At 49.9% G+C, this 1137-nt stretch carries 2 protein-coding genes; both read left to right on the forward strand.

Features of this window, described 5'->3' with window-relative positions:
• Nucleotides 1-182 precede the first annotated feature (182 nt).
• Nucleotides 183-542: a four helix bundle protein gene (locus OSO_RS0100150; RefSeq protein WP_010581594.1), complete on the forward strand. Its 360-nt coding sequence runs from the start codon at nucleotides 183-185 to the stop codon at nucleotides 540-542.
• A 219-nt stretch (nucleotides 543-761) separates the two neighbouring features.
• The gene (locus OSO_RS0100160; RefSeq protein WP_010581595.1) at nucleotides 762-1121 is read left to right on the forward strand and encodes a hypothetical protein; all 360 of its coding nucleotides are present in this window, start codon (nucleotides 762-764) and stop codon (nucleotides 1119-1121) included.
• The last annotated feature ends 16 nt before the right edge of the window (nucleotides 1122-1137 follow it).

The raw sequence follows: 1137 nt of genomic DNA on the forward strand, positions 1-1137 counted from the left end.
CCCCCCGCCTCCATTTTTGAGGCCTGAACGGCTTCAAAAATGAAGCGGCGAGAAAGTAGAGGGTGGTAAGTAGAGAGTTGACGGAAAAATGCCGTTTGGCCTTGGCCACTCGCGACCCGCCGCGTTCTACTTTCTACTCACTACTTTCTCGCTTTTTTCTCTTTCCTTCGCGGAACTGTCATATGGCATTCGCATTCGAGAAACTTCTCGTCTATCAGAAGGCCGTCGACTTCGCAGATTCCATTTGCCAGCACACCGAAGCGTTTCCACGTGGTTATGGTTTTCTTAGCGACCAACTCAATCGGGCCGCCCTGTCGATCGCGGCTAATATTGCAGAAGGTAATGGACGCTTCACAAAACCGGACCGTCGAAATTTCTTTGGAATTGCGCGAGGTTCCATCCAAGAATGCGTGCCACTTCTGGAGTTAGCTCGTCGCCGAAATCGAGTCAGTCTCGACCAACACACGTTACTGAAAGACCAACTTGAGGAAATCGGTCGAATGCTTGCGGGATTGATCAATTCACTCGATGAGACCAACTGATGTCGCAGTGGACGTCCCGTTTGCATCAAAGAAAATACATCCATTTTGGGGGGATGCAAAATAGGATCGGCATGCACCAAATGAGCATCACCCCCGCTCCGCCAATCACGTCATTTATAACAGCACGTGAGCGGCGTGTGAGGAACTTCGAGGCGTTTTGGAAGAATAACATTGTCTGAAAGTGGCGATCAGTGGAACACGGAACGAAAGTGATTCCCGATGCGAGAACGACTGGCAGCCAAACTCGTCGCGACGCTGATCACGGGGGTGCTCGCCTTTTTCTTTCAACATTCCTCAACAAGCGAGTTTGACACCTGCGAAACATTGACATCACAGGTTTTCCTCGTGTTGTTTATCTACTCCGTTGCCTCTCTGATATTTCGATGGGGCTGGGTAGTGCCTTGCGTGATTTTGGGCGTGCTCGCTTGCATGGTTTGGGAAGCTTGTGTCCCGGCATTAGGACGCGGCTACCGTGTCAAATTGGATGCCAGAGTATGGAGAATGGTATTCAAGATTTGTATCGGATTTGTCGTCGGCGTTTTGATGGGAATAAGACTCGAATATGAAAAAGGTTCCTGACACCTTTTCTGCTATC

Origin of the sequence: Schlesneria paludicola DSM 18645 (genome assembly GCF_000255655.1) — a bacterium.
GTDB classification, from domain to species: domain Bacteria; phylum Planctomycetota; class Planctomycetia; order Planctomycetales; family Planctomycetaceae; genus Schlesneria; species Schlesneria paludicola.

Bases quoted from the DNA above. Each gene is read 5' to 3' on its own strand.
- OSO_RS0100150 (WP_010581594.1), top strand. From the start codon at position 183: ATGGCATTCGCATTCGAGAAACTTCTCGTCTATCAGAAGGCCGTCGAC.
- OSO_RS0100160 (WP_010581595.1), top strand. From the start codon at position 762: ATGCGAGAACGACTGGCAGCCAAACTCGTCGCGACGCTGATCACGGGG.